General features: G+C 67.0%; 9 protein-coding genes and 1 pseudogene. 5 read left to right on the forward strand and 5 right to left on the reverse strand.

The genetic code is table 11. The features are described from left to right. Positions 1–574: 574 nt before the first annotated feature. Complete coding sequence (locus tag ACFV2S_RS07725) at positions 575–3829, forward strand: N-6 DNA methylase (RefSeq protein ID WP_385555211.1); 3255 nt, start codon at positions 575–577, stop codon at positions 3827–3829. A gap of 23 nt (positions 3830–3852) precedes the next feature. Here the strand turns inward: ACFV2S_RS07725 and ACFV2S_RS07730 are convergent. Beyond that, positions 3853–4098, reverse strand: a pseudogene (locus ACFV2S_RS07730) (transposase family protein); the annotation flags it as partial. A gap of 132 nt (positions 4099–4230) precedes the next feature. Continuing rightward, entirely contained in the window at positions 4231–7092 is a 2862-nt protein-coding gene (locus tag ACFV2S_RS07735) for a CHAT domain-containing protein (RefSeq protein ID WP_385555213.1), read from the reverse strand. 140 nt (positions 7093–7232) lie between these two features. On the opposite strand from ACFV2S_RS07735, the gene ACFV2S_RS07740 reads away from it, so the two are divergent. After that, positions 7233–7994 (forward strand): DUF6338 family protein, encoded by a 762-nt coding sequence (locus ACFV2S_RS07740; protein ID WP_385555215.1) that lies wholly within the window; start codon positions 7233–7235, stop codon positions 7992–7994. Between the two features lie 392 nt (positions 7995–8386). Here ACFV2S_RS07740 and ACFV2S_RS07745 read toward each other — a convergent pair whose 3' ends face one another. The 3 genes from ACFV2S_RS07745 to ACFV2S_RS07755 form a co-directional block, all read right to left on the reverse strand. Continuing rightward, complete coding sequence (locus ACFV2S_RS07745; protein ID WP_385555217.1) at positions 8387–9373, reverse strand: tyrosine-type recombinase/integrase; 987 nt, start codon at positions 9371–9373, stop codon at positions 8387–8389. Between the two features lie 162 nt (positions 9374–9535). Then, complete coding sequence (locus tag ACFV2S_RS07750; protein ID WP_385203213.1) at positions 9536–9742, reverse strand: helix-turn-helix domain-containing protein; 207 nt, start codon at positions 9740–9742, stop codon at positions 9536–9538. Positions 9743–10037: 295 nt separating this feature from the next. After that, positions 10038–10322, reverse strand: a complete 285-nt coding sequence (locus ACFV2S_RS07755) for a helix-turn-helix domain-containing protein (protein ID WP_385555220.1) — start codon at positions 10320–10322, stop codon at positions 10038–10040. Between the two features lie 270 nt (positions 10323–10592). On the opposite strand from ACFV2S_RS07755, the gene ACFV2S_RS07760 reads away from it, so the two are divergent. The 3 genes from ACFV2S_RS07760 (at position 10593) to ACFV2S_RS07770 (ending at position 13059) form a co-directional block, all read left to right on the forward strand. Further along, positions 10593–11483 (forward strand): hypothetical protein, encoded by an 891-nt coding sequence (locus ACFV2S_RS07760; protein ID WP_385555289.1) that lies wholly within the window; start codon positions 10593–10595, stop codon positions 11481–11483. 107 nt (positions 11484–11590) lie between these two features. Then, positions 11591–12178 carry an ATP-binding protein gene (locus ACFV2S_RS07765; RefSeq protein ID WP_385555222.1) on the forward strand — a complete coding sequence of 196 codons (588 nt, stop codon included), beginning with the start codon at positions 11591–11593 and terminating at the stop codon, positions 12176–12178. Positions 12179–12267: 89 nt separating this feature from the next. Continuing rightward, complete coding sequence (locus tag ACFV2S_RS07770) at positions 12268–13059, forward strand: DUF2637 domain-containing protein (RefSeq protein ID WP_385203207.1); 792 nt, start codon at positions 12268–12270, stop codon at positions 13057–13059. The last annotated feature ends 110 nt before the right edge of the window (positions 13060–13169 follow it).

A 13169-nucleotide genomic window follows, 5' to 3' on the forward strand; every position in this document is an offset into this window, starting at 1 on the left:
ACGTGCATCGAGCATGCGTCGCAATATCGCACCTAACGCATGTAACACCCATAACGCACACTCGGAGAAGCGTCAGGTCACGCGTCCTTCTTCACCGGCTCCAGGATCGCCACGCACTCCACGTGATGCGTCATCGGAAAGGGATCGACCTGGACGGGTCACGAAAAAGACCAGGTCAGAGGCGTTCAATCCGCCAGTTGTCCCGCGTACGGGAACGCGGAGCGTCAAACGAGCGTCACGCCAAGCAATCCATCCTCGCGCTTCGCAACAGGCCGCCCGCGCCCGAACCGACGATGCGCCAGCTGCCACGGACGAGAGGGACTGGCTGGAGTGAACCGAGCAGGGAGTCGTCAGGTCTGTCTGGGCAGGTGTAGCGGCTTCGCTGCAAGAGAGCGACGGCTGACGTTTGGTCGGCTGATCAACGGTTGACGAGGGACGACCGACGATGATGGCGACGCCCAGGGCCCCAGGTGCCGTAACCGGCATGTCGGCGTCCCGCGTTCCTCGGGGGCCAGCCCGGCCACCGCCATGGGATGATCAGCCCCATGGAGGGCACCGGCCTGCGGAGGACAGCATGAGTGACGGCACCGGGCATCTGTCCAAGCTTGTCTGGTCGGTGGCCGACCTGCTGCGCGGCGACTTCAAGTCTTCCGAGTACGGGCGGGTGATTCTTCCGTTCACGGTGCTGCGCCGACTGGACTGTCTGCTGGCCCCGAGCCGGCAAGCGGTGCTCGACGAGGCCGAGCGCACCGACGGCGAGCAGGAGCGTGAGCAGCGTCTAACGGCCGCCTCGGGTTGGCCCTTCTACAACTCCAGCCGACTCTCCATGGAAAGTGTCCTCAGCGATCCGGAGAACGCTGACCGGTTGCTCCTGGCCCATGTCGACGGGTACTCCCGGAACGTCAGGGAACTGCTGGACGGCTTCGAGTTCGAGCGGACCGTCACCCGCCTGCATCAGGCCCGACTCCTCTACCGCGTCGTCGCGCAGTTCGTCTCGATCGACCTGGGACAGATGATCACCGACGACCACATGGAGAGCCTCTTCGAGGAGCTCGTCCGGCGGTTCGCGGAGAGCGGCAACGAGGCGAGCGGGGAGCACTACACCCCCCGGGACGTCGCCCATCTGATGGCCAGCTTCCTCGTCTCCGCCGACTCTGACCTCCTGACGTCGCCGCATGCCGTCCGCACCATCCTGGATCCGGCCTGCGGGACGGCTGGCCTTCTGACCGAGGCTGCCTCGTACATCGCGTTGTTCAACCCCCGGGCGGACGTCACGCTGTACGGCCAGGAGATCAACCGGGAGTCATGGGCGATCTCCCGCGCCACCATGATGACCAGTGGCCGCCGGGCCTCGACGATCGCCTTCGGGAACGTCTTCGCCGAGGACGGGCACCAGGGAACCGCCTTCGACTACCTCCTAGCCAATCCGCCGTTCGGCGTCGACTGGAAGAAGAGCGAGTACGCGGTCCGGTTGGAGCACGAGCAACTCGGTTTCGCGGGCCGCTTCGGGGCCGGTCTTCCCCGGATTAACGACGGCTCACTGCTCTTCCTGCAGCACATGCTGGCGAAGATGAAGCCGGTGAGCGCCTCGGGCGAGGGTGGCAGTCGAATCGCGGTCATCTTCAACGGCTCCCCGATGCACGTCGGGGGTGCGGGGTCCGGCGAATCGGACATCCGGAGGTGGATCGTGGAGAACGACTGGCTCGAGGCCGTGGTCGCGCTGCCCGACTCCCTCTTCCCCAATACCGGCATCAGCACTTACCTGTGGGTCCTCAGCAACCGCAAGCCGGCGCAGCGCAGAGGCCAGGTGCTGCTGCTAAACGCTCAGGACCAGTGGCAGCGGATGCGTCGCTCCATCGGATCTAAGCGCAAATACATCACGTCGGACCAGATCGCCGAAATCACCGGGCTCTACCTGGACACCTTGTCCGCCGACTCCGCCCAGCAGCCGGACGACCGGGTCCGCGTGGTCTCCACCCACGAACTGATGTACCAGCGCGTCACGATCGATCAACCGCTGCGGCTCAGGTACGAGCTGTCCGAGGAGATCCTGACTCGGCTCGCCGAATCACGCGTGATCCAGAAGACCCATGACCCCGCTGCCCTGCTGGCCGCCCTGCGTCCGTTGGTCGGCTCGACGTGGACGAGGGGCCAGGAGGCCGTCACAGCGCTGCGCCGGGCGGTCGCCTCGGCCGACGTAAGCTGGCCGCGCGGCAAGATCTTCGAGGCGGCGGTCCGCAAGGCCGTCGGCGTACGCGATGGCGACGGAGAGCCGCAGCGGATCGGCGAGGCGTACGAGCCGGATCCCGAGCTGCGCGAGTTCGTCCACCTGCCGCTGCAGGTGGATCCGATGGACCACCTCCGACGCGAAGTGCACCCGACCGCTCCGGACGCCTGGATCGACGACAGCAGGACACGGGTGGGTTGCGAGATCCCATCCGCGCTCTTCTATCGACCGGAACTTGACGGCCAATTCGAACTGCTGCGTCACCTGGCCAGGTTGGAGACCACCCGGGTCCACCCGCCGCAAAGGGGCCAGGAGCAGGAGGACGGCGCGGACCGGCCCAAGCACCTGCGCGCACAAGACCTCCACGAGGCGGACTCGGCCGTTGAGCTCCCCGACGCGCCGGAGGATGGGGGGGCGCTGACCCTGTGCTCGGGCGGCATGCTCGTCGGACGGCCGGGGAACTGGCGCCTGCTGCCGCAGGGCTTCGGCGAGGCGGCGACCTCGCTCTTCGTGCTGCAGCCGCTCCGCGGCAGCGGCCAGGCACTCTGCGAGTGGTTGAACTCCCGTAAGGACAACGGTCAGTACCCCAGCGCTCGCGATCTGCTGGACACGCACGTCCCCGTCGACCTGGTAACCGACAGCGAGGTGGAGGGCCTCCTGGAGACCGTGCAGGAGGGACGACGCGCACTGCGGACCACGATGTCGGGAATCCTGCCCAACGTCTTTGGCAGCGGCGAACGGGACGTCCAGGGGGTTCGGAACGAGATCAGGTTCGCCGCCCACGAGGCCGGCCTGATCGGCGAACTCGTACGCCCGCTGGACGACCCGATCTCGCGTGCCGAGTGGAGCTTTCCGCACCACGCCGCCGCGCTGTCCCGTCGGTACCGGGTCAGCACGCACCCGGCGGAGCGGAAGGACGGACTGCTCAAGCTGGGCGAGGGCCTGGCCCGGGTGCTGGGCGTGCTGGCGCTCACCGAGCTGGCCGCGTCAAACGGCTTCTCCCGGAACCTGCGCAAGCAGTTCCGGACCGGCGCCACCTTCGGCACCTGGCTCTGGATCCTCGATCGGCTGGAGGCCGAGGGAATCGAGCCCCGCATCCAACAGCTCGCCACCGTGCGCGACCGGGGAAACGCACGCGCCCTACTGGGACACATCAAGGACTTCAGGAATACCTCGCACCACTCGCACGGCGTCCGCGCCAGCCACCAACTGGCTGAAGACGTCGAGCGGTTGGAACCGCACATCGTGCGAGCGATCAGTTCGGTCAGCTGGCTCTCCGGGACGCACTGGGACTGGGTGGAGCGGTGCGAGTACCTCGACGAGGGCTCGTACCGGATAGTCGGGCTCCGGCTGAGGGGTAGCCATCCGAGCTGGGAGCCGTTCGAGCGGTCGAGCACCCAGCCGCTTCGGCCCGACCGCATCTACGTGGACAGTGCCCCGTACGGGGCTCCGGTCGATCTCTGGCCGTTCGCTGTCGTCAGCCTGTGCGAGGAATGCCGGACCCGGGAGCTCTTCCTCCTCAATGAGGCCCGGGACGACCAGCTGACGCTCCGCAGCCTGGAGGAGCATTCGCTGGAGATCACGTACGGCCCATCCGAGTAGCGGCGGCAGCCGTTCCGTGCTTGGCCTGGAGTTTCGCGTACAGGCTCCATGGCTGCTGTGACGTAGGCGTGGGGGGTGCCGACGGATATGCCGAAGCCGGCGGCGATCTGCGCGAGCGTGTCGTGGCGACGAAGCTAGACCAGGCCCACGAGGGCACGCTGGTGAGGCGGCAGCTTGCAGCGGCGGCCACCCTCACGGGTGACGATGAACATGCATACCCACTCGACCAGAGCGTGAGGCAGGTCGAGTGCGGCAGGATCGAGAACCAAAGAGGCTCCTGCGCTACTGAGTTGATACATCGAGCACCTCTCTCAACGGCACAGAAGTCTCGCGCGTCGCGGAACCTCAGCCTGTCACCCGATCAGTGGCCGCTCTGAAAGAGCTCAGTGATGAGCAGCAGCTCAGACAACTCCGGTGATCTTGAATGCGGCCCAGAACAGCGGGTTCTCGTGCATCTGTTGCTCCATATGGCTTCGCCAGTCCAGAAGGATGGCGTCGATGGCTGATTCTGCGGCGAACACCGGCCCTGCCTCTGAGGGCATGCGCCACCAATGTTCCCGTAGGTAGCGGATGGTGCGGGCGTAAGCGGTGTGGGAGTCCGCGCCGACGCCGAGATGTGCGTGGAGCACAGCGGAGAACACGAGACCTTGCAGGTCAGTGATGTCCCACAGGGTGGAGATGACCGCCTTTGCGCCGCGGGCAAGAAACGCGGATTCGATGCTGCGCAAGGTCTGCACGGTACGACCGGTGCCTTCATGCGTGCCTGTTCTGCAAGCGTTCAGGATGACCAGGTCGACACTGGAGAAGACTGCGCCGGCGAGAACCCCGCTGGAAGTTAGTGTGGCCGCACCGAGTGAATCGCCGTGCAGAGCGAGTCCGGCAGCCCAGCGATTCGAATGTGTGAGGCCATGTGCCGCGACATGGACGATCCGGGCCATGGACATCATGTGCAGAGCGCGGTCCGGGGTCACCTCCTCTTGCCTGAGGACTTCCACACTGTTGTGGAGGTCGGCGATCACGTCGGCTTCGCACAGTGGCCCGCTGATCAGCTCGAGGTCGGGGAGGTGGCCACCGCCGTGTGCCACCACCAGCACCTCGACCAGGGCCGCATGCCGTTGGGAACTCTCGATGGCGGATACAAGTCGAGCCGTAGGAGCGTAGACCACCTGCTCGAAAGCGTCGGTCAAGGTGGAGGTTAGCGTGCTGTCGAGCGGAGCTGCATGGAGGGGCAATAACTCCAGCGGAGCCGTGGGGCTGAGCACCAACCGGCGGAAGTCACGGGGTGAGGCCGTCTCGATGATGGCTTGAGCTAGCCCACCGCACTCGGCGACCAACTGCTCCAGGTTGTTGTGCCACCCACGTCGGGGGCGATCCGGTGCTTGCCGTGCCCATTCATCAACCGCACCTGCGAGAGGCCCCAGGGGAATCTCCTCACACGACACCAGGTCGAAGTACGAGTGGCCCGCTCGGGTCCGACACACAGCGAGCTGGAGGGTTCCGTACCGGTTGATGAGGTGGACGAACGCTGTTTGTTCGTCCACAGAGGGTTTGTCGGAGCGATGGCTCCATCGCGCCTTTCCGTTACCTCGCCCTGTGGCCGCCCGAAGAAGTTCTAGAGCGCGCTGCCTGGCCTCGGCAGCGGCCTGCAGCTCCGCGCCTTCATCCGACGGGAATTTTCCGTCAAGCAGGCCAGCGGCTTGCCGAGAACGGATCCAGGCGAGGTGACGTGCGGCGGCCATGAACGATTCGTACTCAGCGGCGTCGGACTCCAAGGCGAGCTCATCGTGGATGTCCTCACCCTTCGCGGTTTCACAGGTCAGGAAGGCGACCTCTGCGGCCTGATCGTGCCCTTCTAGGGTGATCCTTTGCCTTATCGTCTGCGTCTCATCCCCGACCAGCCGACGGAGCGCTGCGATCGCGGCTTCCTTGGCCCGGGCGCACAACTCTTCCGGCAGACCGAGCTGGATGCTGCCGACTGCTCTGAGCTCACCGTCGCCGACAAGCCGGACAATGCTGAGGCGGGCGTACCCAACGGTCGCAAGATGCAGAAGCTCCAGAGCATGCTCCACCCAGGAGAGGGAGTAGGTGTACGGGGCTCGGAACGGAGGGTCGGGGTCAGCCGGAGATGCGGGAAAATGGAACCACAGCCTTAGACCGTCACCGTAGTCTTCGACCCCGAAGCCGTACTGTGTTGGCGGCTCCGTCAACATCCGCACAGCCGCCATATGCGCATCTGTCTCCACTGTGGCCAGCCAGACGGGGTGAGGACCTGCCTGTCTGTGGAAGAAGCGGGTACCGCACGTGATGATTTCCTCAGCCATCCACTCGGGCACCGAGGAGTCCGGGGCGACAGAAACTGGTTGCCACAACAAGGCCTCATCTGGCTCCAATTCGGCTCGATGCAGGCCTCGCCCCGCCCGAAGACAGTCCTCGCCGTACCGTTCATCCTCCGTCATGGGCTCGATCAGCTTGAACTCATATGCGGTCAGGTGAGATGCCAGCTGACTCATCTGGGCGTCCCACGCGTCGAGGTCCCTGCCTAAACCCGTCAAGAGGTCTGGCGAGAGCCTCCTGAGGCGATGCACGGTCTCTTCCAGATCGACGCTGTGTTGCCAGCGCTTCGCTACCTCCAAGAGGTCCGGTCGGCCGGCCAGCCCCGGCCTGGCTCTCAGGAAAGCCTCAGGGAGGGTGATCTTCATCAAGCCTCTGGTGACGAGGAACTCCGCGCACGCCTTCGCCGTTCCGGTGGCGGACTCGTGCAGGAGATCCGGGGGCAGGAAGGTGAAGGGGTCCTCCGCGTTATGCAGGACGGTGTCGACAAGCCGACTGTCCTCGAAGCACCAGACTGCCGTGAGCTCGTCGCGGACCTTCTCCGGCGAATGTGTCGACAGTCGGCGTCCCACCCACAACTCAATCAGCAAGGCATGGAGACCGCCAATGTCCCACCACCGATCCCACGGCACGCCACCTCTGCGGACCGTGCGCAGGACAGGCATGACGAGGTCGCGGGCCACCACAGGTCCGGGGATCCCTGGTAGGACGAGGCCGGTCGATCGGAGCTGATCGCCGATGGCCTGCGGGGAGCGGCACCCGACGTCCTCCATGGCAATGCGGGTCAGAACGGCGGCAAGCGCCAGTTGATCTTTCGCGACCCACGAGGGGAACATGTGGGAACGGCGTGTGTCGGGGGTGAGCTCGCGGCAGACCCGAGCTGCGAGACTGTCGACCCACGTGGTGCGTATCCGAAGCAGATGGTCTCGCATCAGTTGTCCCGGCCTCCCCGACAGTGAGCATTCGCCACGCCAGTATGGCTGCTGTACCCGCAAGTCATCGTGAGATCAGGGGGCATAGGGCCACCAGGTCGGGAGCATCCTGCACCCGCTGTTCGGAAAGGCATACGACGATGCCCCATGCGCCCACCACGGTCACCCAGGTCGTGATCGTTCTCCTTCTGGTACTGCCCGGAGTGACATACCAGTTCGTCCGCGAACGCGCCCGTGGTCCGGTGCCAGGTCACAAGGACCTCGGAGAGCGGATACTCCGAGCCGTCACCGCGGGGATCGCTCTCGACGCCCTTTACGTCCTGCTCGCCGGCCCTTGGTTGGTGCGTCTCGTCTACGACCGTCGTCGGGGCTGGCTGACCGGCGCGACCGACAATCCTCGCACCACCGCGCTGGTGGCGACAACGCTGTTGATCGTGGTGCCGGCCGCCGCCGCCTGGATCGCCTCCTGGCTGAGCTCTCGAGGAAGTCGGTCCACCTACGATCCGATCCCTACGGCATGGGACAAGGTCTTCCAGCGTAGGAGCCACTGTCTCGTACGCGCCCGTATGAAGAGCGGCCTCTGGGTGGGCGGGTACTACGGGGAGCGGTCCTACACCTCCGGCTACCCGGAAGCCGCAGACCTGTATTTGCAGACCACATGGTCTGTGTCCAGTGCCGGACGGTTCGATTACCCACTGCCGCGTTCCGGCGGGATCTATATTCGGATGGACGATGTGGAGTTCCTTGACTTCGTCGAGGTACCACCCGGGACCGAAGAGGGAGACACCGCAGATGCCCGAGACACGACCGCAGTTGGACCCCAACGGGAAGAGGGGGTACCGGCCCGTCGGGAGTCGACCCGAGCCGACGCAGGCTCCGCCGACGCCGCCTCCGGTCGCTGAGCCGGACACAACCACCGGCACCGCCAACGAAGAGTGACGCGAGGCGTCCGCCCTGCAGAACCGTCGCACCTTCACCGCGGCCTGAACCAGGGTCGCCCGTGTCACCGAAGCTGAGTGGCGTGCCCTTCCCTCAAGACGTGGTCTAGCTGGCAGGGGTTGCTACTGCGGTTCGACCGTGCTGAAAGTTGAGCACACCGTTACGCATCTTGGGGTCTCCCCCTGATCCTCCCTCTAGCCGTGAGGCTCTGCGCGAGCTCCTCCAGGGCAACCTGCACGCGCATGCCTGGCCATTCGACAGCAAGGGGCGCTGGTCGCCTCCCGATGAGAGCGCGTCCGCCTGACCGAGCAAACATCTCCGCCCCATCCGGTAGGGACGGGGCGGAGACGTTTGCTCATGCTGAGACAGTGAGCGGGACATCCAGCCGCTCCCACGCACCGAGCACTGCCTTGTGGGCATCAGGCTGGAGGTGGGCGTAACGCTGGGTGGTCTGGAAGCTCTCGTGGCCGAGGAGGTGCTGGACCTCGTAAAGGGAGACTCCCTTCTGGACGAGCCACGAGGCGCAGGTGTGGCGCATGGAGTGCGGCGGATAGTGCGGGACAGGGAGCTGCTCCCCGTCGGTGTCGAAGTAGTGGGCGTTCTCGATGGCCGGCCACCAGGTCTGGCGGCGCCAGTTGCCGTCGTCGAGGCGACGGCCAGCGCGGCCCTTGGTGATAGTGGTGAAGACCAGGGCGTCACGATCGAGCGGGCGGATGTGCCGTTCAAGGGCGTCCAGGACGTGTGGCGGGAGCGGAACCTCCCGGCGGCTCCTCGAACTCTTGGGGTACTCCTTGATACCGCTCTTGGTGTTGACCTCCACCACGAACAAGCGGGAACGGCGCTGGTCGATCCGATGGCGATGCAGCCCAGCGAGTTCGCCCCAGCGCAGGCCCGTGTAGAAGCCGAGCAGGCACATGGTGCGCCACGGGGCCGGTAGCTCGTCGACGATGCTCTGCGCCTGGTCGAGGGTGAACCACTGCGGCGGCTTGACCGCGATCTGCGGCAGGTCGATGTTCCGGCAGGGGCTGACCGCGATGACATCGTCGTCGACGGCCGCCCGCATGATGGACGACAGCAGGTTGTACGCCCTCTTGATCGCCGAGGCGCCGACCCTCTTCTCGACCAGTCCGCGGATCCAGCTCTGGACGTCCATGCGGGTGACGGCCCGCATCTCCCAGTCGGTCCAGTGGGGCAGCACGTGGTTCTTGATGCTCGAGGCGTCGCCGCGCAGCGTGTGGGGCTCGACGACGCGGGCCTGCCACCAGCGGGCGTGCCACACGTGGAACGACATCTCGCCGGCTCGCGGGTCCCGCATGCTGCCACGCGCGAACTGAGTCTCCATCTCGGTACCCCAGGCGCGGGCCTGTGCCTTGAGGGGAAACGACTCGCTGAACCGGTCTCCAGCCCGGTTGCGGACGGTCGCCTGCCATTTGCCGGACTTCAGCTTCCGGAGGTACGTGGTTCCGGTCCTTCCTGTTTCGCGTACAGACGAGCTTGGTCCTGGTCAGCGGCGGGACGCGGGCCGGGCAATCACCCGGCTGTTGATGAAGTCATCCAGGCTCGCGGCGGGAACGCGGACGCGAGAGCGAGCCAGTCCTGTGCGCAGGTCGACGACGGGCAGCTCGCCAGCGGCAATAAAGCGGTAGACCGTTCGACGGTCGACGTCCAGGGCTGCGGCGACGGCAGGTATGGACAGCAGGCGCGGGGCCATAGGCGGTTCCTTTGCGTGAGAAAGAGCGGCGAAAATTGAGGGATCTGGCCGGGATGGGACGCAACAAACCCAGACGATGCGGCGGAATCACCGAATAGGACTTCTACGTACGGCCGGGATCTCCGAGCGGGGCTACGTACACGCAGCGAGGAATCCGAAATCGGCGTGTAAGTGAATCGAGCATGGCGTCCTCTGGGGAGGTGGGCGGACTTCTGGCGGGGACCGGTACGACGGGGCGTTCCGGGACCAGCAATCATCCAGAGAATCCCCGGTTAGGCTAACCGGGGATCGTCGCCTATATTTCGCCCAGCCTGGCCGCCCTCGGGGACGTGAGCGCGCCGGCGAGAAGGGCCTGCGGCGCGATTCCAAGGGCTGCAGCGATGGTGACGAGGTCGTCGATGTCGCAGCGGCGGACGGTGCGTTCGATGCGAGAGAGCGCGGTGAAGGTCATGGGCCGACCGAGTGCGGTGACGCGGGCGGCGAGCTGGCGCTGGGAGTAGCCGCGGGCGGTGCGGGTGCGTTCGATGGCCTGGGCTGCGGCGTGTCCAGCGGGTCCGATGGCGAGGGGGCGTGGCGGCATGGGTGGTGTTGTAGCTTGCGCGCCGACCGGTCCGAAAGAGCATTCCTGTCTGCCGTGAGCGATGCGGATCGCGCAGCGATTTCCGGCGGTGATTTCGCCGACCGGGAATTCGGACCTACAGTGACCGGACTCGTCACCACGGCATGCTGACAGGTCGTGCAGAATTCCTAGGCAAAGTCTGGACTTCTGCGCACCAGGTGTGGCTGTGTTGGCCATGCACCCCGACAACGCCAGATCCCCCTGCCCTCTCCTGAAAGGCGGTCGATCGCCATCGCCCGTATCCGCACCATCAAGCCCGAGGCGTTCTCGTCCGAGTCTCTGGCTGCGGTGTCCCTGTCCGCCGAGCGAACGTTCTTCGGGCTGCTCACCCAGGCCGACGACCAAGGCCGCTTCCGCGACCAGGCCGCCGTCATCGCCGGCCAGCTGTGGTCACTGCGCCGCGAGCACGGCCCAGAGGCAGTCGAGGACGACCTGATCCAGCTCGATGACGCCGGGTTGATCTGCCGGTACGAGGGCGACGACGACAAGCGGTACCTGCACATCGTCACCTTCGCCAAGCACCAGAAGATCAACCGGCCCAGCGGAATCCGAACTCCCCCGTGCCCGCACCACGATCTCGGCATTCCGCGCGAGCCCTCACCGCAGGTACAGGGAGCCCTCGCGGAGACTTCCGCGAGGGCTCCGGGAGGACTCACGGAGCCCTCCGTGAACAGCGGACCCGCAGGTCAGAGCCGATTCCGTGAACACTCGTCGCAGCCTCAGGGAGGGCTCACCGAAGCCTCCGTGAGCCCACACCGTCCGGATCTAGGACCTAGGAACAGGGATCTAGGATCTACTCCGTTGGGGGGCGCAAGCGCCCCCGCGCTCGACTCGGTCTCGACGAAGGACCTGATCGGCGAGTACGCCGCCGCATGCCCCCACCGCCCGCCGCAGAACGTGCTCGGGCACCTCGGCCGCGAGGTGAAAAAGCTCCTGGACGAGGGCATCTCCCCCGACCACATCCGCGCCGGCCTCGCCCTCCACCGCGCCAAGGGCCTGCACTCGAGCACCCTGCCCAGCCTCGTGCACGAAGCCATGAGCGCCACCCCGACCACCACCGCTCCCCACCAGCCGTGGACCAACCCCACCAACACCGCTGCCGCCTACGGAGGCGAACTCTGACCGCCACCCTCACCCGCGCTTCCCAGCAGCCCGCTCGGATCACCAGTCGACTCGGCGACATCCTGGCCCAGCGCGGCATCGCTCCCGACACCGCCGCTCAGGAGCCGATGCCCGAGCCGGTCACCGCGCTGCAACTGGCCGAAGCCCGCATCCCCGCCCGCTACCGCCACGCCCTCGCCGACCACCCCCAGGTCACTGCCTGGGCAGACGCGATCGCCCGCGCCGGACGCCACGGTCCCGCCGGCGCACCAGGCATCGCGGAAGGTCCCTCGCTACGAATCGTCGGACCGACCGGCACCGGCAAGACCCACCAGGCGTACGGAGCCATCCGCAGCCTGCTCGCCGCCGGGGTCCGCCTGCGCTGGGAAGCCATCACCGCCGCCGACCTGTACGCCCGCCTGCGCCCACGGCCGGGCTTCGACAGCGAGCGCGACCTGCAGAGCCTGATGCGCTGCCCGCTGCTGCTCCTGGACGACCTCGGCGCGGCAAAGACCAGCGAGTGGACCGAGGAGCTCACTTACCGGCTCATCAACCACCGGTACGAGCACCTGCGCCCCACCCTGATCACCACCAACCTCACCACCGATGCCCTGCGCTCGGCCCTCGGCGACCGCGTGTCCTCCCGCCTCGCCCAGATGACCGAACGGGTCATCCTCGACGGCGACGATCGCCGCCGTCCCAGACGCGCCGCCTGACGCTCGCCGCTACCTCGCGAACCCCTCTCCCTGCCGTCCGGCCCCATCGCCACGGACGCCTCGCCACCCTGCCCTTGGAGCATCCCCGCTTGACCACACCTTCGCCTGCCCCGCACCCCGCCGACCGGTACACCCTCCTCGCCGCCGGGGTCGTGATCCTCGCCCTCACCGCCGCCGGTTTCTGGCTCTCCTACGCCCACCTGGCCGAGGTCGCCGGAGAGCACGGCCTCGGCAACTCCCCTGCCCGCATGTGGGCCTGGCCCGCCACCCTCGACGCCTTCATCGTCGCCGGCGAACTCCTCATGCTCCGGGCCGGCCTGCGCCGCCGACCCGACGGCTGGGCCATCGCCATCACCGCCACCGGCTCCCTCGGCTCCATCGCCCTCAACGTCGCCGGCGTCACCGGCACCCGCGACCCCGGCGACGTCCCCCTCCTCGACTACGTCGTCGCCGCCGTACCCCCGACCGCAGCACTCCTCGCCTTCGGCGTCCTCATGCGCCAGATCCACCAGCACCTCGCTCAGCCAAACCGTGGGGGCGACCCTGGCCACCTCCGGATAGGCGGACCTGTGGTGACCGAGCACCCGCGGGAACGGGACCGCCCCCGCCCTCATCCCGTCCCCGCTCGGCCTGCTGCCGAGGTAGCTCCCGACGGCGAGCCCCCGGCACGTCCGCGCAAGGTCGGCCGTCCCCCGACCGGAGACCTCGACGAGTTCGTCCCGATCGTCGAGCAGATGCAGGGCGAGCAGACCCGAAAGGCCATCCGGGAAACCCTCCGCTCGGCGGGCCACACCATCAGCAACGAGCGGCTCACGGAACTCCAAAAGCTCCTCGGAGGGACGGTCCCTGAGGGCCCGTCCGAAACCGCAAAGGATCACTGACCGGAAATAACCGCAGGTCATCCCACTTCCGGGGGGGGGGGGGGGGGGCCCCCCCCCCCCCCCCCCCCCCCCCCCCCCCCCCCCCCCCCCCCCCCCCCCCCCACCCCCGT

This window comes from Streptomyces sp. NPDC059695 (genome assembly GCF_042733785.1).
Taxonomy (GTDB): domain Bacteria; phylum Actinomycetota; class Actinomycetes; order Streptomycetales; family Streptomycetaceae; genus Streptomyces.

Excerpts from the sequence above, each read along its gene's own strand:
- ACFV2S_RS07745 (WP_385555217.1), bottom strand. The coding sequence starts at position 9,373 with ATGGAGACTCAGTTCGCGCGTGGCAGCATGCGGGACCCGCGAGCCGGC.
- ACFV2S_RS07735 (WP_385555213.1), bottom strand. The coding sequence starts at position 7,092 with ATGCGAGACCATCTGCTTCGGATACGCACCACGTGGGTCGACAGTCTC.
- ACFV2S_RS07755 (WP_385555220.1), bottom strand. The coding sequence starts at position 10,322 with ATGCCGCCACGCCCCCTCGCCATCGGACCCGCTGGACACGCCGCAGCC.
- ACFV2S_RS07765 (WP_385555222.1), top strand. The coding sequence starts at position 11,591 with ATGCCCGAGCCGGTCACCGCGCTGCAACTGGCCGAAGCCCGCATCCCC.
- ACFV2S_RS07750 (WP_385203213.1), bottom strand. The coding sequence starts at position 9,742 with ATGGCCCCGCGCCTGCTGTCCATACCTGCCGTCGCCGCAGCCCTGGAC.
- ACFV2S_RS07740 (WP_385555215.1), top strand. The coding sequence starts at position 7,233 with ATGCCCCATGCGCCCACCACGGTCACCCAGGTCGTGATCGTTCTCCTT.
- ACFV2S_RS07725 (WP_385555211.1), top strand. The coding sequence starts at position 575 with ATGAGTGACGGCACCGGGCATCTGTCCAAGCTTGTCTGGTCGGTGGCC.